The organism is Sporosarcina quadrami (assembly GCF_014836615.1).
Taxonomy (GTDB): Bacteria; Bacillota; Bacilli; order Bacillales_A; family Planococcaceae; genus Sporosarcina; species Sporosarcina quadrami.
Genome location: NZ_JACSQN010000004.1, coordinates 103,586 through 129,841, shown reverse-complemented (window position 1 = coordinate 129,841; position 26,256 = coordinate 103,586). Strand labels below are relative to the sequence as shown.

Genomic DNA, 26,256 nt, shown 5'->3' with positions numbered 1-26,256 from the left:
AGCCGCTTTTGAAATGAGCTGCATGTAATGGGCTGTTTAAAGAAGCGATGTTTTTAGTCTGCTATGTAAAATGACTTCGGTAATGTTCCGAAGTCATTTTTATATATAAGACTTACAATTATTAGAAATATCATGAAATTAAGCGGTTTAAGTGTTAGAATGGAAACAAATGTATCTGGTAGGTGATTCAGATGGCAATCGGAATGATTATTAAAACAGAGCGACTTCGGAATGATATGAAACAAGAAACATTGGCGAAAGACATATGTTCCATTTCTCACTTGAGTAGAATTGAAAGCGGGAAAACCGAGCCAAGCAAAGAACTGTTACAGAAGCTATCGGATAGGCTCGGTGTGCTGATAGCAGATGAAAGTGAAAATGTAGAAATGGATCAGTTGCAAGAACAACTTGAATCAGTCATTAATGCACGGGATCAAGAAGGCGCGGCCCAACTAATGGAAGAGTTAAATGTGTTGTTGCATAAAATGCCCATTGAAGCGGCGATACGAATTGACTTGGAATTGATGCTCTTAAGGGCGCAATCTGTCCTGCATAAGAAAGAAGAAAATATACTACAAGCGTTAGCCAAGTTCACTGAAACTGATTTTAATTTAACGCCAATTCAAGCGTTCCGCGTTCAACAAATTAAAGGAATTGCTAGTTATGGAGTCGGTGAGTTGAAAGTGTGTCTGGACTGTTTTTCGGAAGGCGTAGAATTGGCGGAGCTTCTTCCGCTCTCCCATTATGAACGAGCTGATTTTTCTTATGTTCAGTCGATTGCATTTATGGCGGATGGACAAAAATTTGAGGCGTTAGAAAAAGCAAAGGATGCATTGACTTATTTTCAGTCAATCATGGCGAGCCGAAGAGTATTGGAATGTCATCTTGTTTGTGGAGTTGCGTATAAACAGATTGGACAAATGGACCGGGCGATTGAAACGTTTCACCAAGCAGAAAAAGTATGCCGTCAATTTGATTTGCAATCTTTCTTAGGCATGATTTATCAAAATTTAGGAACTGTATATTCTGTTATGGGCCAGTCGGACTTGGCTATATCGTACTTTCAACAGGCAGTTGAGTACAATGAACAGCCAGAGGATCAAGTTTATACCATACTCTCTCTTCTAAGAGAATATGCAAAATTCGGAGATGGGGAAAAGGTTCGTCATTGGCTTGAAGGAGGAGCATGTATCCTCCCACAATTGAGGGTGCCGATACGCCAACGATTCAAAACACATTTTGATGTCCACCGGGCTTTACTTGAAGAAAATGATGAACAAATTGAATCATCTCTTCTAACGGCAGTTCGCTATTTTCGGAAGAAGATGGATAAAAATCAGACGAAGCACTACTCTAAGAGATTGGCGGAATTCTATGTATCTAAGCGCAAGTACAAAAAAGCAGTTGAGTATTACCGGCAGATAGTTGAGTGAGAGGGGGCGAAGTGATGAAGAAATGGTTTATTGGAATACTAGTAATTGTATTCATCTTATCAAGTCAAATTGGTATTAAAGAAAATACTGATGATGAAGAAAAGTTACCGGGAATGTCAGAGGAAATTGATGGTTCTGTATAAGCGTTCTTTTCTTATTTTTGCTAATTTAATCCTTATATTGGGCTTATAGCTTATGCAAATTATGATTAATAGATACTTATTTGTCCGATACGGTTGGATAAAATGATGAAGGATTAGCAATTTATTTTTTGCTTAATTGATGGTTTGTACCACTAATTTGAGTTTTCGACTGTTATTAGCTCAAAATTGCGCAACTCATTGCTGAAAACACTCATTAATCAATAGTTTAGTTGTTTGATTTGTGCAAAAAATAGTTATGGACAAGTATGGTGGAATATGGAATGATTATATTATGAGAATTGTCGGCCGATATTCTTAAATATACTACAAGGAGTGTAAAAATGAAAAGAAAAGCGTTCATGTTCATTTTGAGTCTCATTGCAGTGTTTTCAGTAACTGTCGGTGTTCAGGGTCAGTTTGTTTCGGCTAGTGAGGTAGAAACGGTAAACGAATTGCAACAAAAAAGCAAACAAGTCACCGAAACTATTGATTTGGAATATGTGCCACCTGTACATTACTTCTATAGCAGCGGCGGGTATGCAGGTTACTTGAGATTGGTAAGTTATATCTACCATGCAAAAGATGAAATCTATAGAGCAATCTACACAGGTACGCTTTACGACGGTCCTCCATACCCGGCACCTTTTTCAATCAATATAGAAGATGAATACTAATAAATAAAGAGAGAGCTTTTTCCCAGCTCTCTTTTCTCTTTTTATAACAAGCTGAGCGATTTTAACTTACTTTTGTTTAAACTGGAATATCCTATTTGCTAACAGGTAACAAAGTTCTTGATTTGGCTATGATTTATATCGGGTTAAGTTTGGAGAAAAGATTTTTCAAGGTAGGATAGGTTACATCAACGGAGTAAGTTTCAGGGGAGGTGGCTATATGGCTTTATTGAAATTTGAACTAAAGAAAATCTTTCGGCAGAAGAAGCTGATGTGGTTGCTGGTCGTTGTCCTGTTAGGGGTAGGTTTTATCTTTAATCAGAACTTCTCTAAAAAGGAGACCATGAAAGAAAGGTATTCGGAGGTGATCCGACCATATTCTGAGGAGGCAGATGGGCTTTATCGTTTCTATAAGGATGTCGAGTTAAAAGGTAACCTAAACGAAGCGATGATAAAGCAGCAAGTGCATGTCAATGAATTTGGGACAATCTTTTTTCATTGGAAAGGTGCAATCTATAACAAGGAATGGAACAAAATTCCTGCCGTTGAACAGGACTTTTTGAAGACCGTGGCGTCGTTGGAGGAAGCGGAAGGCGGGTTCAGCGCGTTATATGGACTGGACAGGGAGAAGGCAATACAAAAGAATGAGTGGCTACTTAAACATGACCTCCCTTATGTGGACGACGAATTTCCGCTTGCGCCTGCGCTTGTTCTGAAGCAGAGTGTGGATTTTCTCTTAAGTGCCGGAGCAATTTTGTTTCTTGTGCTGTTGTTCGGCAATGCGTTGACAGCCGAAAAGGAGCAGCAGACTTGGCTAACATTGAAGACGCAGCCAATCACGAGAAGGCAGCGGATTTTAATGAAGTATGCGGGGATGCTCTTCGTCATGCTCGTGTTTCTTCTCTTGGTCGCTTGTATCGGTTTGCTCATTCCTTATCTGTTCGGAGAGCAAGCTTGGCGCTTTGAGTATCCACAGCTTGTCCAATCTGAAGAGGTGTTCTCATTCATTTCAACATCGGCTTATTTGGCTCGGAGCTTCGTGCTGTTTTTTGCCGCAGGGACGTTGGTGTTCAGTTTCATCATGCTACTTAGCTCGCAAATGAAAAGCTCTTTTTCAGTTTTGGTAATGACAGGTTTCGTCGGAGCAGTCGGATATTCGCTCACTTTGATGATCGAAGGTTTGCAAGGGTTTTGGAATCCGTTTCATTTATTAAACATCTCAAAGATTGTCTCTGAAACGGTGGCGGGCTCGTTTTGGCTCTTTCCTGTCAGTACGATTGTTTGGAGTTTGCTCATTCTAGCAGCGGCCTTCGCATTGCCTGAGGGGGAAAAAGGCTTGTTTGGCGTGTCGGACGTTAAGAAACCTTTTGACGATGGGAGGACCCGTCACGTACGAGCGGTAAGGAACAGCATACTGTTTGAATGGAGAAAGCTGAAGCGGCAGGGGTCTTTGAGGCAATCCGTTATTATTCTTGGTCTATTTGCTGTAATCGGTTGTTTTTTGCTTGGTCAGATTTCACAGAAGAAAGAGGAGGAGGCTATTGCGGGGATAGACGGATCCATTACGTTTTTCAAAGACACTGTGATGCCTGAATATGAAAGTCAATTAAAAGCACTTGAAGAGGAAAAAGCCGAGGCGGAAATGTCCGGCGATGAATCAATAGATAATGAGTACATTGACGTGAATTTGGCCTTTTACGAGGCGTTGTTGGCTTTTTCTAAAGAAGAGCTTGCTAATGAAGAAATGGGCAAAAGAGCGTATGAACAGGAGGACTGGCAAGCTTTTTACCAGTACCAGCTTTATTTAAACAAAAGAAATAGCGGAGAAATTGCTAGCGAGTACCATAACTGGATACTTGGAGAAAGCAGCTACGTCATGCTGGAAGCAAGCAAGGCGGAGAAGGAATGGCTGATGAAGCATGACATCCAACCGATCATCTCAGGCGTAGAGATTCCAACGATTTACGAAAGCTGGGGAGACAAAGAAAGGAAAAAACGGCATGCGGAACGGAATCGAAAGGTCGATAACAACGGATTGTTTTCACTTTATCTCTACTTTGACAACTTTGTTTATTTCATTCCAATGCTGTTATTGCTGTTTGTGTTTGGCGCAGGATTTGCAGGCGAGAAAGGGAAGCGTCCTACGATTCAAACGTTGCAGACACTGCCGGTTGCGATGCGGTCGGTTTTCTTAGGGAAAGTCACGACGACGGTATTGGTGGGGATTTCCGGTTTAGTGGGCATCTTTGCGTTTGTCCTACTCGTCGGCACACTGTTCAATCGCTTCGGTGACTGGTATTATCCGATCTTTTACTACAACAGCCCAAAGGTAGTGGAGGCTGAAGGATACACGGGGATGAGGGCGCTTGAAGGCGGCTTCGATTTCATGCCGTTAGGTGAATATATGCTGAGTGGGGTGGCGCTATCCGTCTGCATTTTCCTGTTTTTGATAGCCCTCGTGCATCTTTTGGGGATTTTCATTCCACGGGCGTTCGTTGTATATAGCTTTGTGGGATTAATTTGCGGATTTGGGTATTTTCTAAGCGACAAGCTGGGTGATTATGCGCAGTTTTCCCCGTTTACCTATTTGGATATCGGCCGGATTGTCAATGGGGAAGTGGCGACGGTACTGAATAATCCGGGTGTGTCGGTGTTGAATGGGTGCTTGGTGCTTCTGGGTGTGGCGGTATTATTGGTTGGTGTTGCATATGTCGTGTTGCGTTTGCGATCAGGGGTTGGAGCGGAAAGAAAGAAAGAAGTATTGGCGACAAACTGAACGTTCAAAGCGTAATTCGGAACAGCAAAGCGAGGAAAGCAGCGGACAGCTAATTTTGCTGTTGCGCTGCTTTTTGAGGGTGCAATTATAGAGGTAAACCTAATGCCGACTGGGAAAAAAGGTCATGAAATGATGATAAGTTACGACGGCTCTATTTAATTCTTACTTTAGTTGCTTTTCATTTTGACTAATCAGCACAAGTGAGAACTTGGTTTAATAAAAAGATGTAAAATTTTTCAGGTTAATATGAGAATCATCCTCTATTCATACGATGTATTAACTAGAAGGTGTTTATCGGATGTTTGGTATAACTCCTATACAATAGAAGGAAGGTGTTTTCATGGCTGTTTTAGCCATTAACAATCTCTCAAAAAGCTTTAAGAATCACCGAGTCTTGGACGGTATCACTTTGACGATCGATTCCCCTGGCATTTGGGCTTTGGTTGGACCGAATGGGGTTGGAAAGACGACATTTCTAAATATCTTGACCAACCTCAGCCCTGCCGATTCGGGAAGCGTTAAATTGGTGGGAAAATCGAATAAGGATTACAAAGTGTTCAAGGATGTTTCTTTTCTTCAAGACAATACTGTACTGTTCGACTATCTCACGGGCTATGATCATTTGAAATACGTTTGTGATGTACATAAGCTTCCTTCGAAAAGGATTCAGGAAGTTGTGCAGTATGTCGGGATGGAACGATATACGAAAAAGACGGTTGGCGATTATTCGCTTGGCATGAAACAGCATCTGTTGCTCGCCATGGCCATAATAAACGAACCGAAGTTGCTGTTGCTCGATGAACCCTTGAATGGGCTTGATCCGACAAGTGCGATTCTGATGAGGAAAATCCTTGGTCAGTTAGCAGATAAAGGGACGACCATTATCCTATCTTCCCATAACCTGGCGGAAGTCGACCGTGTAACGAAGCAGATTCTGTTTTTAAAAGACGGCAAACTCCTTGAGGAGCATATGGATAGCTATGAGAAAGTGTATTACCACATTGCGGTACAGGACAAGCCCTCTGTTGCATCGCTGCTCACAGCCAAAGCGTTTGATTTTATGGAAACGGATAAAGGGTTCAAGGTTCTTCTTGGTTCACAGGATTTCCAATCCCTTCTTGACCTACTTCACCAATCCGGGGCATATGTGAAAGATCTTCAGAAAGAAATTACAGGATCGGAGAAGCGTTACGAAGAATTATTCGAGGTTGGAATGGTATGAAGTTGCTTTTATTTGAATTCAAAAAGATGGTAAGGACAAGGCTGTTTTTGTTTTGTTGGCAGGTACTCTTTTATTAATTGGCACGCTGTTCATCCGCAATGTTATGCAGCAGGATGTCGTGAGAGCTGAAAAAATTGAATGGTTTTCAGGTTATATGCAAGAAGTGGCAACTCAAAACAGAACGGACCGGCAAATGCTGCAGGAAACTCCTCTTGAAGAACTCGAACAGAAACTGGATGTAGGAGTTGCTTTGCAAAATCAGTTGAATGGATTGATCCTCTCGATTGAAAACGGCGCATGGGAGGATGAACTGCAACAGGAAATAGATGTCTACCTGACCGCGATCGATTATAAGGAAGTGAAGGGGAATTATTCATTCAGCAATGGCGATATGGATGAAACGATCAGGCTGAACGAACAATTGCTGTTATTGGGCTTGCCGAAAGAAGATATCGGTCGCTCCGTTCAACCGCCTTTATTCATCAAACAAATCGTTTCGTTGGTCCTGAACCCGTTTGGACTAACTGTCCTCCTTGTTCTGCTTGGAACGGTTATTACGCGGGAGTTCGAAGATCGCAATATGCAAATGGTGTACACTTTCCCGATTCCTAAGTGGAAGTATGTGTTTGTGAAATTTACAGGATTACTGCTGACAGGTCTTATTTGGCTTTCCGTTTTATTTTCAGCATCCTATCTGCTTCCGGCGCTTACCGTCGAATCAAAAGAGCTTATTTTTGACTATCCGCTTTCACTTGCGAACGGCAGCTTTTTAGATGCAGGCACTTATATAAACGAAGCATGTATATATAGCGTGGGTGTCCTATTGTTTGCCATTGGGGTCTTAACGCTGGTTGGCTTTATGGCCAGACAGACGATTATTTCCAGTGTTGTTATACTTGCGGTTTTTGCAGGCGGCTGGATGAGTATTCGCAACGGCATGGATCTGTTATGGAATCCATTTACATACGTAAATGTGAATGAGGCAATTATCAACCACGCTGATTATTTCCCAACAGGACTCATTGTTCTGTTCGGAGTTGCGGCTGTACTTCTTGCCATCGCTATGTGGGGAAGCCGGAAACGGGGGGTAAGCTGAATGAGACAATTTCTATTTGAAAATAAGAAAATGATGAAGAAAAAGTCTGTGTGGGCAGCTGTTTTTATTACGTTGCTTTCGCTGCTTGTTCTCTCCTATTTCCATTTTTCTGCAGCGGATCGTATACGTAATGGAAATATCGTAAAGCAGGAGAATGTATTGGCACAATATAAAATATGGATAGAAGATGCAGAAACAGAGCTGCAAATTGCTGAAAAGAACAGTGATGCAGAGACTGGGGACGCAATGGCAGCTGTAATTGAAAAATACACGCAGTCCATTGTCAATCAGGAAAAATGGATTAGTGATTATACACAAAGAGAGTGGAAGACGATCTTGGAAGAGGATATCGCGGATTTCGAGTTGTATTCATCGGAAGATGGGAGCATGGCCATTGAAGGGCAACGGGTGAAATCATTTACATTGCGGGCAGCACTTGAAGAAAAACGCTGGTTTTTGAAAAATGGAATCGATCCTGTCGTACAAAATACTAGCTATAACTTGTTTGTCCCGACGATTTATGAAGATTTCACAGGCAGGGCACTGGATTACTGGAAACAAGTTACAGCACGTTATGGAGATACGGGTCTCACGTACTTTTATGGAATGATGCCGAATTTCCTCATGCAGATTTTCATATTGATCGGCTGCTTCCTATTCGGCAACAGTATCTCTGGTGAAAGCGGCAAGAAAAAGAAGGGGCTGCAGTTACACTTTGTCCAACCAGTAAGCAAAACTGCGCTATTCCTTTCGAAATATGTAAGCGGCTTGACGGCTACGCTCATCTTTGTCGGCTTACTCGTGAGTGCAATTATTATGAGCGGCGAATTTGGGAACGGCATCGGCAGTCTAGAATATCCTGTACTCGTCTATGAAGGGGCAGAACCAAATCCATACGGTAGTGAGTTCAATGCACTTATTCCCGAGAATGACCAGTTTCATTTCATACCGCTGGGCGAGTATTTGAAAGACGTCCTGATGATGGGATCAGGTCTATTATTCTTTACGTATTCCCTTTACTTCCTGCTTGCGCTTGGCATACGAAATCAGAGTATCACGATCCTTGTGACGGGTGGCATCCTGTTCGGTGGGATGACGATATTGCCGGTGTCCGCCTATAATCCCTTCACGTATGTGGATATACACCGCGCACTTAATGGAGAAATCGCAACAATTGCTTTCAACCCTGCCATTGGGTTCCAACATGGGATGCTCGCTTTGTTTGTGGTAGGAACGGCTGTACTTCTTGCTGCTTTTATCGGTTTCCATGTAAAAAGCAGGAATGTTGCAGCGTAAGCATTGAAGTCGCAAATCGGTTTCCATTCATACGTATGTCCCTCTCTTCTTTTGTGAATGCTATATAGCGAATCATGCAGAAGGAGGAGAACGTATGTTGAAATTACAGACAGGGCTTGAAGGGCAGACAGCGTCTTTCGGTCTGGTGAGCGATTGTATCCGGGAGCTCGGTTATCATATGGGCGGAAATTGGGACTATCATCAAGGATGTTTCGATCATATTTTGTGCCAGGAAGGCGGCGAAACGATCTACATCCGAATTCCCTTTTCCGTAACACAAGGGGAGCTCGACGATTACGAAGCGTACATTAAATTCAAAACGCCTTATATTATCAAGCATGTTGTTCATGTCGGTCTGGATAATGATGAAACGTCATTGTTGAATCTCGGCGGATTCAATCAATTTCAGCCGCCGATTGACAAAGACGGTAAGATTGAAGACAAAAACAGGTGGATGCATGCGGGTGAAGAGGCTGTAAAAAGTCTGATGGATTGTATGCATGCACAGGATTTGTTGAAGACGAGTTGACACATAGTAAGCAATCCACCTTAGAGCAAGTGACTAAGGTGGATTTTTATCTGAATTAACTATATTTTTCTGTTAATTTTCTATAACTTATAGTATAGTGGATATAATTGGTTATCCAAAAAAAAGGGGGAATTGAAGTCATGATTTTATCAGTGAAAGACGTGTACAAATCATATGGTAAGGAACAGGTGTTGAAGGGGATTACGTTTGAGATTGAGGAACCGCAGATCATTGCACTCGTTGGACCGAATGGATCGGGGAAGTCGACATTGCTCAATATTATTACGAACTTGCTGCCTGCGGATAAAGGCGAAGTGACTGTTTTAGGAAAAAACAACCGTGATCCGAATATTTTCCGGGAAATTTCGTTCATGCAGGACAATACGGTGCTGTACGATTATCTAACTGGATACGATCATTTGCAATTCATCTGTGATGTCCAGGGGTTGCCAAAAAAGCAGCTGCTCGCAACAGCGGAACGGATTGGAATTACGAGTTATTTGAATAAAAAAGTAAAGAATTATTCGCTTGGGATGAAGCAGCATCTGTTGCTAGCGATGGCTGTTCTGAACAAGCCAAAACTGGCGATTTTGGATGAGCCGCTGAACGGACTTGACCCGACGAGCGCCATACGAGTGCGTGAACTGTTGCTTGCGTTGCGCGATGAAGGGACGACAATTCTATTGTCCTCTCATAACTTGGCGGAGATTGATAGAGTGACATCTTCAATTTTGTTCTTGAAAAAGGGGAATCTGATTCAAGAAAATATGGCTGAATTCGAACAAGTCCGCTACCAGATTAAAGTCGATCAGACGGCGAAGGCCGAGAAAGCGCTTACTGCAGTCGGTATACCTGTGGAATTGGTAGACGAGCGATTGCATGTTTATCGTCGAGATGTCGCGTTGGATAGAGTTTTGCACATATTGGAGCGCGAGAATGTAGTCATCGACGATATTGAGAAGAAAGTGTTTGGTTCAGAAGAGCGCTATCGTAAAATCTTTACGGAAGAGGCAAAAACGGATGAGCTTGTTCAAGTTTGAGCTGAAGAAGATTCTCCGTCAAAAGAAGTTTGTCTGGCTGTTGGTTATGGTGCTGCTCACCGTCGGATGGTTTTTTTATCAAAATAATAGTGAACAGGATTTAATGTCGAAAGAGGCGGAGGAAAAGATTCGTCCCATCGCTTTGAAGGTTGATCAATTATTTACCCAACTTTCACCTTTGAAACGGGAGGATCGGCTGACGGAGGTGCAGGCCAAGCAATTCGATATTTTGAACACGATGGCGACGACTACGTTTAAATGGAAAAGTGCCATTTACGGAAAGCGCTGGGATGAAGTTCCGCTCGTCGAGAATGAATTTTACTCATTACTGGAAGAGTATGAGAACACTGGTGGCGTATTTACTGCCTTAGAAGGTGTGGAAAGGGAAAAGGCGATCGATAAGAATGCTTATTTGGTAAAGAATGATTTGCCGTATGCCAATGAAACCGATCCAGTGTCCCCGGCCCTGCACATGAGTGAAATTACGCCCATTTTGCTGGGCCCGGCCGGACTCTTACTGTTATTACTCCTATTCGGGAATGCTTACACTTCAGAGAAGGAGCAACAGACGTTATTGATGTTAAGGACGCAGCCAATTCGTAGACGGGAGTTGCTGCTTGCGAAGTACGCGGGGTTGCTGACCGTAATGCTTTTGTACTTAGTGTTCGTCGCGATTGGCGGGTGGGTGATTCCGGTTGTTTTCGGAGAAACGTTCAACGACTTGTTGTATCCAACGTTTCTGGAAACAGGTGAGTCGTTCGCACTCATTCCCATTTGGCAACATTTATTGAATGCAGCCATTCTATTTCTGGCAGCGGGGACATTCCTTTTTTCCTTGACGCTCCTTTTCGGTACACAATTAAGAAGCTCATTTACAACGATTATGCTGACAGGCTTCCTTACAATGATTGGTGTTGTCCTGACGGAGGCGCTGCCGATCACACAGACACCTTGGAACCCTTTCCAGTTTTTCCGAGCACATCGGTTTTTGTCCGAAATACCGACACATCCGATGTGGGTATATGCAGTTTCTGCAATTATATGGAATGTGATATTGATGGCTGTAGCCATTTTCTTGCGTGAAGGCGAACGGGGTTCATCCAAAGCTGCAGAGGAACTGAAGCCATACCATAAAGGGAAGATGACACATCTCCGCTCCGTTTGGAATACTAGTCTGTTTGAATGGCGGAAGTCGAAGCGGAGGGGAATTGTCAAGCAGTCCATGATTGTTCTATCCATCGCTGCTCTTGTCGGTTATTTCTATTTCGCGGAGCAAGTGAAGGAGAAAGAGGCCGAGACTCTCGAAGGATTGGCAACGCTTGTAGAAGATTCGGAGAATGGGACGGGATTCATCGGATACCTTAACGAATCGATCGAGGAAATGAAGAAGCTGATTGCAGACGCGAATGCAAGAGGGGAAGACGGGGATTCCATCTATGGACATAGTATTGAGTACACTCAAGAGATTATAGACGTTACCCGTGAAGAAGCCGCGCTTGCTGGCCGCGCATTGAAGGCTTATGAAAATCAAGATTGGATTCCGTTATACGAATACCAGCTGTCCATTGACCGTCGAAGCCTTGAAAGTGCCAAGGAGGTTAAAGAGCAAAATTATAGCCCACAATCCATTTTTGGCTATGAAACAGCGATTGCGCAAAAAGAGTGGATGAAAGAGCATCGTATCCAACCGGTCTTTGCGGGCACCTTCATTCCGAGCATTCATGATCAGTGGAAGGAGGAGCATCGCAAAGAAAAGAAAGCGACTGACCTGCATAACCGGAAAGTGGATAACAGCGGATTGTTTTCATTGTATATGTATTTCCGTGACTATCTCTATTTCATTCCGTTGCTTTTATTCCTGATTCTTGTAGGCGCCGGGTTTTCGGGTGAGCGCGGGAAGAGACCGACATTGCATCTATTAAGGACATTTCCACTTACGAAGCGATCCCTTTTCCTGGGGAAGGTGCTATTCAGTTCATTGGTTGCGATTGGTAGTGCAATTGGTGTTTTCCTGATTGCAGTCGTAATCGGGACGGTGTTGAACCGGCTTGGTGACTGGATGTATCCAGTGCTCTATTATCATAGCAAGAAAGAGTTTCAATCATTTGATTTCACGGGACTGCGGGCATTCGAGGGCGGCTATCATTTCATGCCGCTTGGCGAGTATTTAGTGAAGGCGCTGCTGCTGTATATTTGTGCCGCATTGTTCCTTGTTGTGTTGACGAATGTATTGGGGATTTTTATCCGACAGCCGTTAGTTGTGTATGCACTTGCTGGACTGATTAGTGGTGCGGGTTATTTGGTGAGTTGGAAATTGGATGATTTTGCGCAATACTCACCATTTTTTTATTTGAACATACCGAAAATCGTCAATGGGGAGATTTTGACGCTGATGGACAATCCGGCGATTACTGTGTATATGGGCTGTGCAGTGTTGCTTGGAGTGACGGCATTCCTATTAGTCGTAACATACGTTGGACTGAGCTTTAAACTGGTGTTTTTGAAAAAACGCAACTCGGTTACGTTGCCAATTTGAAAAGAGAGGTGCAATGATGTCAAATCGGTTTGGGAAAAGGCATGTATTTATGCTGATTTCGATACTTATGCTTGTTACAACACCATTTTTAGTGTTACTTTTACCGAACTGGAATGCGAATAATGTGTATCATACACCTAATAATTGGTACGTTTTTGTCAAAGGTGCCACTTATGGAATGTACGGAGTGGGGTTTTTGTTGCTTGTTATAGGATCTGCCATTTTGGCTATGTTGGATTGCAGCCGTAAGGCCATTTATATTGCGATCCTTTGCGTGGTTCTTGCTGGCTCGTCTTTTTATGTGGCAGGTCGACAGTACATCGCCTTGGCTGATGACTCAATCAAGTATCGTGACATGTTTTCTAAGGGTTATTCCTATCAGTGGAGTGACGTTGAAAGTGTCCAATACAATAAATATCCTGCGGAAAATGAGTTCCCTAATTATGTGTTTCATTTTACAGATGGCCATTCGTTGAATCTAATTGAAAATCGACAGTTATCTGCGATGAGAGATAGTGTGAAACATAGATTAAAGATGGAAGGGATAGATATTGATGTGAAGTATTAATAGGAAGGAGTGCTAGGTAGGATTGGAGATATTAAAAAGCAATCGATTGTAGAAGCTCTAAAGATAATGTATAATGTGAGTAGAACTTAAATAAACTAAAAAAGATCGTCCAATGCGCTAACATTGAACGATCAATTGTAATAGTCAGGTCCCTTTCAGGGGTCGGCGTAATAGGGAAGAGTAACCCATCTGAGCCTGCTAACTCAAGGATGGGTTATTTTTTATGGTTATTAGACAATATCGCTACAATCAATGCTCCGAATGCTACTGCAAGCATTAATGCTTCGAATACTGACACAGGCATCACCCCCTTTCGTGGGAGTGAGCCGACCAATCCTTGAGTTCACCTATTCTATTACCCTTCGATTATACCATACGTATGTTTGTGTTGGTTAGTATTTTCAATATTCTTTACAAACCTACCTTTTCGGCTCATAATCAAGCAGCTTAAACATTTCCTGCAGTTCTTTATCCGTCAAATCGCGCCATTGCCCAATCGGTAGTTTGCCGAGGTGAATGTTCATGATTCGTGTGCGCTGCAGGCTTCTGACCGTGTAGCCGAGTGCTGAGCACATGCGGCGGATTTGACGATTCAAACCTTGTGTCAATGTGATATTGAATTTGCGCGGGCCTAGTTGTTTTACTTTGCAAGGCTTAGTTTTTGTATCAAGGATTTCGACGCCTGATTCCATATCACGGATGAATTCTTTTGTGATAGGGCGGTCGACGGTGACGATGTATTCTTTTTCATGGCCATGTTCTTCGCGCAGGATTTCATTGACGATGTCGCCGTCATTTGTGAGAAGCAACAAGCCGACGGAGTCTTTGTCGAGCCGCCCGATATGGAAGATACGGAGAGGATAGTTGACAAAATCAACGACGTTGCCTTCGATATGACGTTCGGTTGTGCTTGTGATGCCGACGGGTTTGTTGAGTACGAGGTAGACGAGCTGATCTTCGGTTTTAACGGGTTTGCCGTCGACATGGACTTCATCTTCCGGTTCAACTCTGCTTCCTAGTTCAGCTAGTTGACCGTTGATTGTCACGCGTCCGTCTTCGATCCATTTATCTGCGCCGCGTCTGGAGACGATGCCGGCTTCGCTTAGATATTTATTGATTCGCATAGAATGTCACCTTTTTCGGGTTTTATTTCCCCTTATTGTACCGCTAAGGGAGGGGTTATACAAAGTCGGAGGATTGCATATGTTATTTGAAGGTTGACAATTGAAAGAATGCATAGTAAGGTTAGAACAACTTTTTTGTTCGGGATAGGTAGAGGTGCCGAGAGCGGTGCCGCCTGAGAACAGATGAGATGAGAAGAGCATAGCTGAGAAATTGTTGAATAAGAAGAGTAGCGACGGAATGGCGAGTATAGAGAGTCAGTGGGTGGTGGAAACTGATTCGCGGCCGTTGTGAATGGACTTATGAGAGCTGTTCGGAGTTTTCCGGACAGACGTTTTTCCCACGTTACGGGAAGTGCTGATTTTTGGCACGCCGAGTGGAAGCTTCTTTAGTGGCTTCAATTTGAGGTGGCAACGCGGGTAACCCGTCCTCTGCAACTGGACTTTTCTGTCCAATTGCAGGGGACTTTTTTGTGTTTGTTTTTGCAGTTATGGAGTTTTGGAAGAAGTTATGGAGTTTTGAGAGAGATTATGGACTTTTGCTGGGGGTTATGGAGTTTTGAAAGAGATTATGAATTTCTTTAGAGGTTATGAGGTTTTTTTGAGAGTTATGAGCTTTTATCAGGAGTTATGAGTTTTCTTTGGTAGTTATGAGCTTATTTTAGGAGTTATGAGTTTTTACATGGATATATGAGCTTTTTGGGCGCGGGGAGTTTGTGGTTGGGTGGAATGATGACGCGAGGAGTGGTTTTGACAAATTAGGGGTTTGGTTTGATGGAAATTTGATGAGATGAGGAGAGATGAGATGGAACAGACGAGTTTGAGGGTGACGAAACGGAAAATTGAGGGGGATTCGTTGACGCCTGTGTTGATATTCAGGCGGTTGAAGGGACGGCATCGTTATTTGCTCGAGAGTTCGTCGCAACATGAAGGGTCAGGCCGTTATTCTTTCATCGGTGTAAACCCGGTGAAGACGTACCGTGGCTCGGCGGTGAAGCTTGAAGAGGTTATTCATGCGACGGGGAAGACGTATACGCATGAAGGAGATTTGTATACGTTGCTGAAGCGGTTGATGCCTCGGATTGTGGAAGAGGGAGAGTTTCCGTTTATGGGCGGAGCGGTTGGATATGTCGGTTATGGAGCTGCGCAAGTGGATGGGCCGCCACGGGGTGAATTGCCGGATGTGTATTTTAATATTTACGATACAGTCATTATTTTTGATCATCTGCAAAATGAAGTGACATTGTTGCATACGGAAATTCATCCCGAGCTTGCAAAGCCGGATTTAGATGCGCTAGTAGAATTGATTACGACTGGAATCGTTGAAGAGGAAAGAGCGGTTTCCGTTTCGGATTACAGATGTGCACTATCGCAACTGCAATTTGAAGAACGGGTTCGCAAAGCGCAGGAATTCATTGACAAAGGGACGGTTGAACAAGTCGTGTTGTCCCGCAAGCTGGAAGCGGATATGGAGGGTGATCCGTTTACGCTCTATCGGAAACTGCGCAAGCAAAATCCATCGCCGTATATGTACTACATGGAATTCGACGATCACATTATCGTCGGGGCTTCGCCAGAAAGTCTTGTGAAAGTAACGAATGGGAAAGTAGTGACGAATCCGATTGCGGGAACGCGTAGACGAGGGCGGACTGCTGAGGAAGATGTCGCACTTGAAACGGAGTTGAGACGCGATCCGAAAGAATTGGCAGAACATGATATGTTGGTCGCCGTCAGCCAAAAGGAAATGGAGATGATTTGTGATCCGGCATCTGTGAACGTGCAAAGCTATATGGAGACAGTTCGGTATGAACACGTCATGCATCTCGTTTCAGAAGTGGAAGGGAGTTTAGCTCCTGGACTCCATGCGCTCGATGCATTGAAAGCGACATTGCCGGCTGGAACGGTAACCGGTTCTCCAAAAAAGCTTGCGATGGACATTATCGCACAGCTCGAAGATGAACGTCGCGGAATATATGGCGGTGCAATTGGCTATATCGGCTTTAACGGCAATATCGATTTTGCGTTAGCCATTCGTACGATGCTTGTGAAGGATGGGAAAGCATACGTGCAAGCGGGAGCAGGAATCGTCAAGGAATCCATTCCTGCATTGGAGTATAAGGAAACAGTGAACAAAGCACGTTCGTTGCTAGAGGCGATGAAGTGATGAGCTAAGAAGAGACGAGAAGAGGAGAGATGAGAGATGAAGCAGTATATAAAAAGTGTGAGTGAAGGAAAGCATCTTCTATATGAAGAGATGTTGGAGGCATCGGAGCGATTATTTTCGGAGGAGACGCCTGCTGTCGAAATGACGGAGTTCCTTATTGCGATGGCGACTAAAGGGGAGACGGCATCTGAAGTGGCGGCACTCGCTTCCGTCATGAAGGCACATGCATTGCCGATAAACGTACCAGTTGCACGTTATTTGGACAATTGCGGGACAGGAGGAGATGGATCGAACTCGTTCAATATTAGCACGGCTGCGGCATTTGTATTAGCGGGTGCCGGTGTAAAAGTGGCGAAGCATGGTAACCGTAAAATTTCCAGTGCTGCGGGAAGTCATGACGTGTTGGATGCACTTGGAATCCATACGCGATTTACGCCTGAAGACATGGGTGCAATGCTTGAGCGGGAAGGGATGGCATTCTTATTTGCACCAGTTGTCCATCCTAAGATGAAGCGGATTGGTGAAGTGCGAAGACAGATTGCGAAACCGACCATTTTCAACCTAGTTGGTCCATTGACGAATCCAGTACAGCTAGTAACGCAATTCACAGGCATTAACCGTCCTGACTTTCTTATGGAATATGCAGCTGTATTACGGATGCTCGGTAGGGAGCGGGCGATTGTTGTGTCCGGAGCTGGTGGTATGGATGAAGCGTCGCTATCGGGTCAGAATTCGTTTGTGCTAATGGATAAAGGTGATCTGATCCCATTTTCGCTTACTGCGGAAGATGTAGGATTGCGTTATGCCCATCCTTCTGAAATTCGTGGAGGGACTGCAGAAGACAATGCGGCGATTATCCGCACAGTGTTAAAAGGTGAACGTGGTGCCCGGTTTGATACGGTTGTCTTCAATGCAGGAATTGGCATTTTTGCGAACGGTTTAGCGGATTCCATTCATGAAGGGATTGAACTTGCCACGGAAAGTATAGTCAGTGGAAACGCCATGCGGAAATTAGATGCGGTGATTGCATTCAGTGAGCAAGTTGGGCAGGAGGTGTCCTTTATATGACAATCTTGGACGACATTTTGTGTGTGAAACGGCTTGAAGTGAAGCAACTGCTTATGGAAGAGCACATTGTTTCCCGTGAAACAATTAGTAGTCGCCCTTCCTTATTTCACCTGTTGAGGGCGTCAAGTAAGCTCGAAGTGATTGCGGAAATGAAACGGGCTTCTCCTTCAAAAGGCATGATTGCGAGTGAAACAGATCCAGTTGAACAGGCGAAAATCTATGAAAAAGCTGGAGTGGCTTGTATATCCGTGTTGACAGATGAAACCTTTTTCAAAGGGTCAATGACTGATTTGGAAGCAGTAACGAATGTTGTGAAAACCCCTGTGCTTTGTAAGGATTTCATCATCCATGAAGTGCAAATCGATCGAGCGAAACGGGCAGGGGCTTCTGTCATTTTGCTTATTGTGGCGGCACTAGAGGATGATCAATTGTTGCGGCTCCATCGTTATGCGGCAAGTATTGGATTGGAAGTTTTAGTGGAAGTGCATGACGTGAACGAGCTGGAACGGGCACTCGTAATAGATGCAAGAATTATTGGCGTTAATAACCGGGATTTGCGGACATTCACTGTAGATTTAGCGAAAACGGAGGAAGTGGCGAAGCGTTTTCCGTTTCATGAGGACAGGGTGTTTATAAGTGAAAGTGGTATACGGGACTCAGTAGACGCAAAAAGGGTTGCGGCAACGGGTGCAGCGGCTGTTCTGGTTGGAGAGACGCTAATGAGAAGTATGAATGCAGAAGCGGCGATTACCTCTTTGCAAATCGTGAAAGCAGGTGCAACATCATGACGAAAGTGAAGATTTGCGGATTGATGGAACCGGTTCATGTGCAAGCTGCGGTGGATGCGGGTGTGGATGCGGTCGGATTTGTATTTGCTCCAAGCAGACGTCGTGTCGCGATTGCGCAAGCGAAGGAATTGGCTCGCCATGTGCCGGAAGATGTAATGAAGATTGGCGTTTTTGTGAATGCGACACGTGAGGAGATTGAGCGAGCCTATAAGGAAGTGCCATTGGATTACATTCAATATCACGGAGGAGAGTCTACTGATTTCATTCAAAAAATAGGACTTCCTTCTATTAAAGTATTATCGGTGCATAGTGCTGAAGACGTAATGGGGGTTAGTGGCTTACAGTCGGATTATGTGTTGTTCGATGCGCCTGGTGTTGAGTTTAACGGTGGTAGCGGAAAGGTGTTTGAGTGGGGGTACCTAGCGGGTGAGTTGCCTCGGAATCGGATGATTTTAGCGGGGGGACTTCATGCGCTGAATGTACGCGAGGCTATACGGCAAGTGCGTCCGTTCATGGTGGATGTGTCGAGTGGTGTTGAGGTTGAAGGGCGAAAAGATGAGCAACTGATTCGCGAATTTGTGCGGATCGTGAAAGAGGAGGAGAGTTGAGTATGGTAATAGAGATGAGAAAAGGCAGATATGGCAAGTTTGGTGGGCAGTATGTTCCGGAGACATTGATGACGGCATTGACTGAGCTTGAACAGGCGTATGAAGAAGCGAAAGCGGATCCGTCATTTCAAGAGGAGCTAGATCATTATTTGCGCGACTTTGTCGGGCGCGAAAATCCGTTGTATTTTGCAGAGCGGCTGACGAAATTGGCTGGGGGTGCAAAAATTTTCTTGAAGCGGGAAGATTTGAATCATACAGGTGCTCATAAAATCAATAATTCGCTTGGTCAGGCTCTTCTTGCGATGCGCATGGGAAAACGGAAGATTGTCGCTGAGACGGGGGCAGGACAGCATGGTGTGGCAACTGCGACAGCGTGTGCTTTGTTCGGTTTGGAATGTGTCGTATTCATGGGGAAGGAAGATATTCGCCGGCAGGAGTTGAATGTGTTCCGGATGGAGTTGCTCGGGACGAAGGTTGTGTCGGTCGATAAAGGAGCAGGGACACTTAAGGATGCGGTGAATGAAGCGCTTCGGTATTGGGTTGCGAATGTGGAAGATACGCATTATATATTAGGTTCTGCGCTTGGCCCGCATCCGTTTCCGGAAATTGTTAGGGATTTCCAGCGGGTGATCGGAGTTGAAACACGGAGACAGATTGTTGAGAAGGAAGGCCGGTTGCCAGACGCAGTTGTTGCGTGCATTGGAGGCGGAAGCAATGCGATTGGTATGTTCCATCCGTTCGTCGATGATGCAGATGTTGCATTATACGGAGTGGAAGCGGCGGGGAGTGGCGTTGCGACGGGCAAGCACGCGGCTGCGATTGCGGACGGAAAAGAAGGCGTGCTACATGGCGCTTATATGTATGTGTTGCAAGACGCGGACGGTTTTATCCAGGAAGCGCATTCGATTTCAGCTGGGCTCGATTATCCCGCGGTCGGACCAGAACATTGTCATTTGCATGACATTGGTCGGGTGACGTATACCGCTGTGACGGATGCAGAAGCGTTGGAAGGGTTGCAAGTATTGGCGAAGACAGAAGGAATCATTCCGGCATTGGAAAGTGCGCATGCGGTGAAGTTTGCAGTGGATTTAGCAAGTACTATGTCTTCTGACAAAATAGTTGTCGTTTGTCTGTCAGGTCGCGGCGACAAAGATATGCAGACGGTTCGGGAAGCATTAGGAGGTGGAACGCGATGAAGACATTGGAGAAAGTGATCCAGAGTTGTATTTCAAATGGCGAAAAAGCATTTGTGCCGTATATAATGGCGGGTGACGGCGGATTGAATGTGTTGAATGAGCGATTGTTGTTTCTACAGGAACTTGGTGTGACTGCGATTGAAATCGGTATTCCTTTTTCAGATCCTGTTGCGGATGGCGAGACAATCCAACAGGCTGGCGAGCGGGCACTTGCGAATGGGACGACGTTGCGCAAAGTGTTGGATACATTGGCGGATAGGTCGGATAAAGTGACCGTGCCACTTGTCATCATGACATATTTGAACCCGGTTTTGGCTTTTGGCATCAAGGAATTTGTGGAGCGTTGCGTGGGAGTAGGCGTGCGGGGTTTGATCATTCCTGATTTGCCGATGGAAGAGAGTGGGATGTTGGGCGAAGCATTAGTTGATGTGGATGTTGCGCTGATTCCTCTTGTTTCATTGACAAGCCCCGAAGACCGCATTGCTGAAATCGTTTCTCGCGCACAAGGATTTGTGTATGCAGTGACGGTGAATGGGATTACAGGCGTGAGAAATAGTTATAGTGAGACGTTGGAAGCGCATTTGGAGCGGTTGAAAAAGTTGAGTCCTGTGCCGGTACTTGCGGGTTTCGGAATTTCGACGTCAACGCAAGTTGTTGAACTCGGCGCACACACGGACGGTGTTATTGTCGGCAGTGCAATTGTGGATGCATTTCATCGGGATGATTTGGATCTGATCGCAGAACTTGTCCAACAAGCTACATCGCACATTATTTTGTGAACAAACTGAAGTGTTGAAACTTTTCATGTGCTTATGACGTACATATAGCAAAGGAGTTGTGCGGTATGGACATGATCAGGCAAGAAGTGGAGACGACATATGACAAAGTGAAATCTTTGGCAGGATGGAGTGTGGATAAGAACGTCGTGTTAACGATTACGTCGTTCTATGTGACTGCTGGGAGAGAGTTCAATTCGATCGATTTTAATTGTGCAATGGAAGCATTGAAATCGAAAGCAGGTTGGTTTTCCCCGTTGCGCGGAAACTTGTTGCCGATGATGGCGGCGTTTTTGACACAAGCCGGTCCTTCGATTGACGATGAAGTGGATCGGCTGATGGAAAAGCAGCGTGTATTGAAGCAAGCGGGCTTTCGTAATACAATCCACTCGTATCTTGCTGCACTTCTTATGGATAATGAGCCATCCCGGTACGCAGAAGAGGCAGATCGTGCGAAGAGATTGTATGATGCGATGAAGAAAAAGCACTTTTTCCTTACTTCCGATGATGATTATGCGTATGCGATGTTGCTTGGGAAGAGTGACGAGAATGCAGATGCGCATGCAGAGGCGATGCGCACGTATTACGATGCATTGCGTGCGAAAGGTTTTAAGTCCGGGAATGAATTGCAGTGGATGTCTCAAGTGATGACGTATATGGACATTGAGTTCAAGCAGAAGCGGGTTGACCGTGCGGCGGAGTTGTTTGATGTGTTCCGGCGGGATTTGAAAGCGAAGCCTGTCCATTATCCGATGATCGGTTTTTTAGCGGTTTTTGAAGTTCAAGACGAAAAGATCGAGGAAATTATTATACTGACGGAACAATTGGAACGCTCTAAACGATTCAAATGGAACAGGGAAATGGCGTTATCGGTAGCGATTGGTCATATTACGCACCATTTGACGGAAAATGGTCAACAGATGAGTGTCAGTATGGCGGCATCGGTTGAAATGATTCTTCAAGCGCAACAAGCCGTCATGGCTGCGACGGTAGCAGCGGTTGTAGCATCTTCTGCTACGAGCTCTTCGAATTGACAAGATGAATGTAAATTATGTACATATGCACGACGAAAAAAGCCGTTTTTGAGTATAAACGGTTTTTTTTGCATGTTTGTTTTTGGAAATACGGTAAATAAGTGAAAAAAATTATTTGGATAAATAATATGTCGAAAACGCTTACATATCAGTGTTTGTAATCTATTTGTCACATTCGAAATAAACTAGTATTTTGATATTCTAAAAAAACAGTATTGTCATCGCTATCGTTGTGTAGTATATTGAGTTCAATAACTGTTGCTTAAATCTGAAAATTGGTTATTTGCACTTGTGCTTAATTGTAAGGAGGAAGTTCAATTGAAAAACCCGGTATTGGAAATTAAGAACCTCAGCACCTCTTTTAATATTAAAGGGGACTATTACGCGGCGGTTGACGACGTTTCCATCACAGTTCACGAAAATGAAGTCGTTGCAATCGTTGGAGAATCGGGTTGTGGGAAAAGTGCTTTGGCATTATCGGTCATGGGATTACATAACCTCAAAAACACAAAACTTGAGGGACAAGTCAATTTCGGTGGTCAGAATCTTTTGTCACTATCCCGGAACGCGTTAAACAAAGTGAGAGGGAAAGACATCGGCATGATTTTCCAAGATCCGATGACAGCACTTAACCCGCTTGCAACAATCGGTAGACAGATAGAAGAGCCTATGGATTATCATATGAAACTATCTGCTTCAGATAAGAAGAAACGTGTCCTTGAACTCCTTCGCCGAGTCGGCATCAAAAACGAACAACGTGTCTATGAGCAATACCCGCATGAACTATCAGGAGGGATGAGACAGCGTGTCGTCATCGCTATCGCACTATCTTGCGACCCTGTACTGCTTCTGGCGGATGAGCCTACGACTGCCTTGGACGTTACGATTCAAGCCCAGATCATGGACTTGATGAAAGAATTGCAGAACCAGATGAAAACAGGCATCATCCTAATTACACATGACTTAGGCGTCGTTGCTGAAATGGCTGACCGCGTAGTCGTTATGTATGCTGGACAAGTAGTAGAAATTGCAGATGTCAAAGAATTGTTTGCGAATCCATTGCATCCTTATACACGATCGCTACTGAATTCAATTCCTGCCAACATGGAAGGGAAAGAGAAACTTCATGTTATCGATGGAATTGTACCATCACTTCAAAATCTTGATCGGACCGGTTGCAGGTTCGCGCCACGAATCGAATGGATTCCGGCAGAAGATCATGAGGAAAGACCGGAAATGCATGAAGCTGAACCGAATCACTTTGTAAGATGCTCATGCTATAAAACGTTCTACTTTCCGGAGGACAGAGTAGGAGAGAGAGAATATGTCGCTACTGAAAGTGAATGATTTAAAAGTACATTATCCAATCAGAGGCGGATTTTTCCGCAAAGTGGTTGACCATGTAAGAGCGGTAGATGGAATCAGTTTTGAACTTCAACCAGGTGAGACGTACGGGCTCGTTGGTGAATCTGGTTGCGGGAAAACAACATCGGGCAGAGCAATCATTGGTTTGAATGATGTTACTGCTGGCCAGATGATGTTTGAAGGAAAAGACTTAGCTCAGATGGGCAGGATAGAACGTCGTAAATATACGAAAGATATCCAAATGATCTTCCAAGATCCGTATTCTTCATTGAATGGTCGTAAGAATATCTTAAATACAATTGCTGAACCGTTACGTAACTTTGAAAGACTTTCCGCAAAAGAAGAATTAGTTCGTGTGCAGGAACTTGTCGAACGTGTTGGCCTAACACCAGAGTCGATCTACAAATACCCTCACCAATTCTCCGGTGGACAACGCCAGCGGATTGGAATCGCGCGCGCACTTGCATTAAAACCGAAATTGATCATTGCGGATGAGCCGGTTTCAGCACTGGATGTATCTGTACAAGCTCAAGTGTTGAACTTCATGCAGGAAATCCAAGAAGATTTCGACTTGACGTACTTATTCATCTCTCATGATTTGGGTATTATCCAACATATGTGTGATCGTATCGGGATTATGTATCGCGGACGTTTTGTAGAAGAAGGTACTGCGGACGAGATTTATAAAAATGCGCAACACGTATATACGAAGCGCTTAATCGCTGCTATTCCAGAAATGAACCCTGAAAAGCGTTTTGAAAAAATGCACTTGCGTCAAGCAATCAATCAGGAATACCAGACAGAATACAATAACTACTTTGATAATGATGGACGGATGTACGATTTGAAGAAGCTTTCAGATACACATTCGGTCGCCATGCAGTAAGGGGGATAATAGATAATGTTAAAGTTCATTTTACGAAGAACATTGCTTATGATCCCGCAGCTTATCCTACTCAGTATTATCATTTTCATGCTTGCGAAAATGATGCCAGGTGATGCACTTACAGGAGCTTTCCAAGGAAATCCGGATGTTTCGCTAGAACAATTGGAGAAACTGCGGGAAAAAGCGGGATTGAATGATCCTTGGTATCAGCAATATGGCAGATGGCTCGGAAATGCTGTACAAGGTGACTTCGGAAAGTCATATGTTCACCAACAGAAAGTGACATCACTTTTAGCAGGTAAGGTTGAGAATACGGTTATATTATCGCTATTCACATTAATCGTCACCTATCTGATCGCGTTACCGCTTGGTATAATTGCTGGTCGTTTCACGGACAGTTGGGCGGATAAAGCAATCGTTACGTATAACTATTTTGCATTCGCGACACCGTTATTCGTTTTTGCTTTACTCATGATGTGGTTCTTCGCTTTCGTCCTAGGCTGGTTGCCGTATGGAAGCAGTGTTGACATCAAACTGGAATCAGGCACATGGGATTACTTTGTAAGTAGAGCGAAGCACTTAGTGTTACCGGTATTATCAGGTTCATTACTTGCGACATTCAGCACAATCCAGTACTTGCGTAATGACATCATCGATCAGAAATTGAGAGATTATGTTAAAACGGCACGTGCAAAAGGTGTACCTGAAGCAAAAGTATATACGCGTCATATTTTACGAAACTCACTTTTACCGATTGCTGCATTCCTAGGATTTGAAATCACTGGTCTAATCGGTGGTTCAGTATTTATCGAATCAATCTTTAGTTACCCTGGTCTCGGATATCTTTTCATTCAGTCGATTTCAACGCGTGACTTTACCGTCGTTACAGCACTCGTCATGATTTCTGGAACTGCTGTCATCGTCGGTACAATGCTTTCGGATATTATCCTAAGTATTGTCGATCCGCGAATTCGTATTGAATAATAGAAAAGAAGGAAGAGGAGGGAAATAACATGAAAGATACAGTCGTTCTAGATGAAAAACGATTGATTGCCCAAGAAAAATTAAATAACCCATCATTAATGAGAACGATTTGGCGTGAAATCAAACACGATAAAATGGCTATGGGTTCATTGATATTGTTAGCTATAATTCTTATCACAGCTTATGCATCTCCGCTTTTCGTTGATGCCGTAGCATTGAAACGCGTAAATTTCCTAGCAACTTGGAAGCCGCCTTCCGCTGAGCACTGGCTCGGTACGGATGATGGTGGACGTGATGTCTTCGGACAATTATTGCTTGGTACACGGAACTCCTTCACAATCGGGATTTGTGTAACGTTATTAGCTGGAATCATCGGCTTGACGTACGGTCTTGTTGCAGGGTTCTATGGTGGTAAAGTGGATAACGCAATGATGCGTGTTCTTGAATTCCTGATGGTTCTACCATCATTGATGTTCATCATCGTATTCGTTGTTATCGTTCCAAATTATACTGTTTTCACATTCATTCTCATTATGAGTACTTTCGCTTGGTTCGGTAAAGCAAGGCTGATCCGTTCCAGAGCACTTCAAGAGAGGGAGCTAGATTATATCAATGCTTCCAAGACGCTAGGAACACCAAGCTGGAAAATCATGTTCTTTGAAATGTTTCCAAACTTGAGTTCACTCGTCATTGTTAATATGACACTTACGCTGGCAGGAAACATCGGGTTGGAGACAGGCCTTACATTCTTAGGTTTTGGTCTACCGACTGGGACGCCTTCGCTTGGAACACTAATTTCCTTTGCGAGAACTCCGGATGTTGTTCAGAATAAGTGGTGGGTATGGTTACCTGCAGCATTACTGATCCTAGTAATGATGCTGTGTATAAATTACATCGGACAAGCGGTTAAACGTGCGTCAGATGCAAGGCAAAGATTAGCCTAAAAAATAAGGGGA

Annotated in this window: 24 protein-coding genes and 1 other annotated feature; of the genes, 22 read left to right on the top strand and 2 right to left on the bottom strand. The window is 44.1% G+C overall.

What is annotated here, in order from left to right:
- Positions 1-191: 191 nt before the first annotated feature.
- From H9649_RS05770 to H9649_RS05725, 11 genes are all read left to right on the top strand, one after another.
- Positions 192-1,433 (top strand): helix-turn-helix domain-containing protein, encoded by a 1,242-nt coding sequence (locus H9649_RS05770; RefSeq protein ID WP_191693771.1) that lies wholly within the window; start codon positions 192-194, stop codon positions 1,431-1,433.
- A 14-nt stretch (positions 1,434-1,447) separates the two neighbouring features.
- Positions 1,448-1,576 (top strand): hypothetical protein, encoded by a 129-nt coding sequence (locus H9649_RS17935; RefSeq protein WP_263613747.1) that lies wholly within the window; start codon positions 1,448-1,450, stop codon positions 1,574-1,576.
- A gap of 341 nt (positions 1,577-1,917) precedes the next feature.
- Entirely contained in the window at positions 1,918-2,250 is a 333-nt protein-coding gene (locus H9649_RS05765; RefSeq protein WP_191693770.1) for a hypothetical protein, read from the top strand.
- A gap of 217 nt (positions 2,251-2,467) precedes the next feature.
- A complete protein-coding gene (locus H9649_RS05760) occupies positions 2,468-5,023 on the top strand; it encodes an ABC transporter permease family protein (RefSeq protein ID WP_191693769.1) in 2,556 nt (851 codons plus the stop codon).
- A gap of 340 nt (positions 5,024-5,363) precedes the next feature.
- On the top strand, positions 5,364-6,245 hold the full coding sequence (locus tag H9649_RS05755) for an ABC transporter ATP-binding protein (RefSeq protein WP_191693768.1): 882 nt from the start codon (positions 5,364-5,366) through the stop codon (positions 6,243-6,245).
- A gap of 52 nt (positions 6,246-6,297) precedes the next feature.
- A complete protein-coding gene (locus H9649_RS05750; protein WP_191693767.1) occupies positions 6,298-7,341 on the top strand; it encodes an ABC transporter permease in 1,044 nt (347 codons plus the stop codon).
- Positions 7,342-8,637 (top strand): ABC transporter permease, encoded by a 1,296-nt coding sequence (locus H9649_RS05745; RefSeq protein WP_191693766.1) that lies wholly within the window; start codon positions 7,342-7,344, stop codon positions 8,635-8,637.
- Between the two features lie 94 nt (positions 8,638-8,731).
- On the top strand, positions 8,732-9,166 hold the full coding sequence (locus tag H9649_RS05740) for a YugN family protein (RefSeq protein WP_191693765.1): 435 nt from the start codon (positions 8,732-8,734) through the stop codon (positions 9,164-9,166).
- A gap of 140 nt (positions 9,167-9,306) precedes the next feature.
- Positions 9,307-10,206 carry an ABC transporter ATP-binding protein gene (locus tag H9649_RS05735; RefSeq protein ID WP_191693764.1) on the top strand — a complete coding sequence of 300 codons (900 nt, stop codon included), beginning with the start codon at positions 9,307-9,309 and terminating at the stop codon, positions 10,204-10,206.
- Complete coding sequence (locus H9649_RS05730) at positions 10,187-12,742, top strand: ABC transporter permease (RefSeq protein ID WP_191693763.1); 2,556 nt, start codon at positions 10,187-10,189, stop codon at positions 12,740-12,742. The genes H9649_RS05735 and H9649_RS05730 overlap by 20 nt, the downstream gene beginning before the upstream one ends.
- A 16-nt stretch (positions 12,743-12,758) precedes the next feature.
- Complete coding sequence (locus tag H9649_RS05725) at positions 12,759-13,310, top strand: hypothetical protein (protein WP_191693762.1); 552 nt, start codon at positions 12,759-12,761, stop codon at positions 13,308-13,310.
- Between the two features lie 214 nt (positions 13,311-13,524).
- Here H9649_RS05725 and H9649_RS17815 read toward each other — a convergent pair whose 3' ends face one another.
- On the bottom strand, positions 13,525-13,614 hold the full coding sequence (locus H9649_RS17815; protein WP_225229699.1) for a putative holin-like toxin: 90 nt from the start codon (positions 13,612-13,614) through the stop codon (positions 13,525-13,527).
- 115 nt (positions 13,615-13,729) lie between these two features.
- On the bottom strand, positions 13,730-14,434 hold the full coding sequence (rluF, locus tag H9649_RS05720) for a 23S rRNA pseudouridine(2604) synthase RluF (RefSeq protein WP_191693761.1): 705 nt from the start codon (positions 14,432-14,434) through the stop codon (positions 13,730-13,732).
- A gap of 205 nt (positions 14,435-14,639) precedes the next feature.
- Positions 14,640-14,867, top strand: a binding site (T-box leader).
- Positions 14,868-15,236: 369 nt separating this feature from the next.
- Here rluF and H9649_RS05715 point away from each other — a divergent pair.
- From H9649_RS05715 to H9649_RS05665, 11 genes are all read left to right on the top strand, one after another.
- A complete protein-coding gene (locus H9649_RS05715; RefSeq protein WP_191693760.1) occupies positions 15,237-16,595 on the top strand; it encodes an anthranilate synthase component I family protein in 1,359 nt (452 codons plus the stop codon).
- Between the two features lie 36 nt (positions 16,596-16,631).
- On the top strand, positions 16,632-17,663 hold the full coding sequence (gene trpD, locus H9649_RS05710; RefSeq protein ID WP_191693759.1) for an anthranilate phosphoribosyltransferase: 1,032 nt from the start codon (positions 16,632-16,634) through the stop codon (positions 17,661-17,663).
- Positions 17,660-18,451 (top strand): indole-3-glycerol phosphate synthase TrpC, encoded by a 792-nt coding sequence (trpC, locus tag H9649_RS05705; RefSeq protein ID WP_191693758.1) that lies wholly within the window; start codon positions 17,660-17,662, stop codon positions 18,449-18,451. The genes trpD and trpC overlap by 4 nt, the downstream gene beginning before the upstream one ends.
- Entirely contained in the window at positions 18,448-19,059 is a 612-nt protein-coding gene (locus H9649_RS05700) for a phosphoribosylanthranilate isomerase (protein ID WP_191693757.1), read from the top strand. The genes trpC and H9649_RS05700 overlap by 4 nt, the downstream gene beginning before the upstream one ends.
- Positions 19,060-19,061: 2 nt before the next feature.
- Complete coding sequence (trpB, locus tag H9649_RS05695) at positions 19,062-20,255, top strand: tryptophan synthase subunit beta (protein WP_191693756.1); 1,194 nt, start codon at positions 19,062-19,064, stop codon at positions 20,253-20,255.
- Complete coding sequence (trpA, locus tag H9649_RS05690; protein WP_191693755.1) at positions 20,252-21,034, top strand: tryptophan synthase subunit alpha; 783 nt, start codon at positions 20,252-20,254, stop codon at positions 21,032-21,034. Before trpB ends, trpA begins: the two co-directional genes overlap by 4 nt.
- Positions 21,035-21,099: 65 nt before the next feature.
- Positions 21,100-22,065 carry a DUF4003 family protein gene (locus H9649_RS05685; protein WP_191693754.1) on the top strand — a complete coding sequence of 322 codons (966 nt, stop codon included), beginning with the start codon at positions 21,100-21,102 and terminating at the stop codon, positions 22,063-22,065.
- Between the two features lie 318 nt (positions 22,066-22,383).
- Positions 22,384-23,412 (top strand): ABC transporter ATP-binding protein, encoded by a 1,029-nt coding sequence (locus H9649_RS05680; RefSeq protein ID WP_191693753.1) that lies wholly within the window; start codon positions 22,384-22,386, stop codon positions 23,410-23,412.
- Positions 23,390-24,316: an ABC transporter ATP-binding protein gene (locus H9649_RS05675; RefSeq protein ID WP_191693752.1), complete on the top strand. Its 927-nt coding sequence runs from the start codon at positions 23,390-23,392 to the stop codon at positions 24,314-24,316. Before H9649_RS05680 ends, H9649_RS05675 begins: the two co-directional genes overlap by 23 nt.
- Positions 24,317-24,331: 15 nt before the next feature.
- A complete protein-coding gene (gene opp4B, locus H9649_RS05670; protein ID WP_191693751.1) occupies positions 24,332-25,300 on the top strand; it encodes an oligopeptide ABC transporter permease in 969 nt (322 codons plus the stop codon).
- Between the two features lie 29 nt (positions 25,301-25,329).
- Entirely contained in the window at positions 25,330-26,244 is a 915-nt protein-coding gene (locus H9649_RS05665; protein WP_404828708.1) for an ABC transporter permease, read from the top strand.
- Positions 26,245-26,256 lie beyond the last annotated feature (12 nt).

What these genes read in the sequence shown, in the direction of transcription:
- H9649_RS05770 (WP_191693771.1), top strand. Translation starts at nt 192, where the DNA reads ATGGCAATCGGAATGATTATTAAAACAGAGCGACTTCGGAATGATATG.
- H9649_RS17935 (WP_263613747.1), top strand. Translation starts at nt 1,448, where the DNA reads ATGAAGAAATGGTTTATTGGAATACTAGTAATTGTATTCATCTTATCA.
- H9649_RS05765 (WP_191693770.1), top strand. Translation starts at nt 1,918, where the DNA reads ATGAAAAGAAAAGCGTTCATGTTCATTTTGAGTCTCATTGCAGTGTTT.
- H9649_RS05760 (WP_191693769.1), top strand. Translation starts at nt 2,468, where the DNA reads ATGGCTTTATTGAAATTTGAACTAAAGAAAATCTTTCGGCAGAAGAAG.
- H9649_RS05755 (WP_191693768.1), top strand. Translation starts at nt 5,364, where the DNA reads ATGGCTGTTTTAGCCATTAACAATCTCTCAAAAAGCTTTAAGAATCAC.
- H9649_RS05745 (WP_191693766.1), top strand. Translation starts at nt 7,342, where the DNA reads ATGAGACAATTTCTATTTGAAAATAAGAAAATGATGAAGAAAAAGTCT.
- H9649_RS05740 (WP_191693765.1), top strand. Translation starts at nt 8,732, where the DNA reads ATGTTGAAATTACAGACAGGGCTTGAAGGGCAGACAGCGTCTTTCGGT.
- H9649_RS05735 (WP_191693764.1), top strand. Translation starts at nt 9,307, where the DNA reads ATGATTTTATCAGTGAAAGACGTGTACAAATCATATGGTAAGGAACAG.
- H9649_RS05730 (WP_191693763.1), top strand. Translation starts at nt 10,187, where the DNA reads ATGAGCTTGTTCAAGTTTGAGCTGAAGAAGATTCTCCGTCAAAAGAAG.
- H9649_RS05725 (WP_191693762.1), top strand. Translation starts at nt 12,759, where the DNA reads ATGTCAAATCGGTTTGGGAAAAGGCATGTATTTATGCTGATTTCGATA.
- H9649_RS17815 (WP_225229699.1), bottom strand. Translation starts at nt 13,614, where the DNA reads ATGCCTGTGTCAGTATTCGAAGCATTAATGCTTGCAGTAGCATTCGGA.
- rluF (WP_191693761.1), bottom strand. Translation starts at nt 14,434, where the DNA reads ATGCGAATCAATAAATATCTAAGCGAAGCCGGCATCGTCTCCAGACGC.
- H9649_RS05715 (WP_191693760.1), top strand. Translation starts at nt 15,237, where the DNA reads ATGGAACAGACGAGTTTGAGGGTGACGAAACGGAAAATTGAGGGGGAT.
- trpD (WP_191693759.1), top strand. Translation starts at nt 16,632, where the DNA reads ATGAAGCAGTATATAAAAAGTGTGAGTGAAGGAAAGCATCTTCTATAT.
- trpC (WP_191693758.1), top strand. Translation starts at nt 17,660, where the DNA reads ATGACAATCTTGGACGACATTTTGTGTGTGAAACGGCTTGAAGTGAAG.
- H9649_RS05700 (WP_191693757.1), top strand. Translation starts at nt 18,448, where the DNA reads ATGACGAAAGTGAAGATTTGCGGATTGATGGAACCGGTTCATGTGCAA.
- trpB (WP_191693756.1), top strand. Translation starts at nt 19,062, where the DNA reads ATGGTAATAGAGATGAGAAAAGGCAGATATGGCAAGTTTGGTGGGCAG.
- trpA (WP_191693755.1), top strand. Translation starts at nt 20,252, where the DNA reads ATGAAGACATTGGAGAAAGTGATCCAGAGTTGTATTTCAAATGGCGAA.
- H9649_RS05685 (WP_191693754.1), top strand. Translation starts at nt 21,100, where the DNA reads ATGGACATGATCAGGCAAGAAGTGGAGACGACATATGACAAAGTGAAA.
- H9649_RS05675 (WP_191693752.1), top strand. Translation starts at nt 23,390, where the DNA reads ATGTCGCTACTGAAAGTGAATGATTTAAAAGTACATTATCCAATCAGA.
- opp4B (WP_191693751.1), top strand. Translation starts at nt 24,332, where the DNA reads ATGTTAAAGTTCATTTTACGAAGAACATTGCTTATGATCCCGCAGCTT.
- H9649_RS05665 (WP_404828708.1), top strand. Translation starts at nt 25,330, where the DNA reads ATGAAAGATACAGTCGTTCTAGATGAAAAACGATTGATTGCCCAAGAA.